Source organism: Ochrobactrum sp. SFR4 (assembly GCF_019730395.1).
GTDB lineage: Bacteria > Pseudomonadota > Alphaproteobacteria > Rhizobiales > Rhizobiaceae > Pseudochrobactrum.
Map to the genome: position 1 here is coordinate 1 of NZ_JAAPBB010000989.1, position 257 is coordinate 257.

Genomic DNA, 257 nt, shown 5'->3' on the forward strand with positions numbered 1-257 from the left:
GCTTTATCAGTGCATTGCTGCCATTCGAAACGATCCTGAATGTAGCACCATCCGGCTTGTTCCATGGCATCCTCAAGCGCGAATAGCGGGGCAATCTTGGTTTGAGCGTCACGCTGGCAAGTAAAGGATGCAACATCCTGATCCCCTTTGGCGATATGAACGCCAGCTTCCAGTTCAGCTTCCTCATCAAGCCGGTCAAAACTCTGCCAGACCTGATATTTATAGCCCTCATTATTAAAAGTAACGGTTGAGGTAAT

At 48.2% G+C, this 257-nt stretch carries 1 protein-coding gene; it reads right to left on the reverse strand.

Features of this window, described 5'->3' with window-relative positions:
* Window positions 1–257: hypothetical protein (locus HBA93_RS22055; protein ID WP_221724671.1), on the reverse strand; the 257-nt coding region annotated here is incomplete at both ends.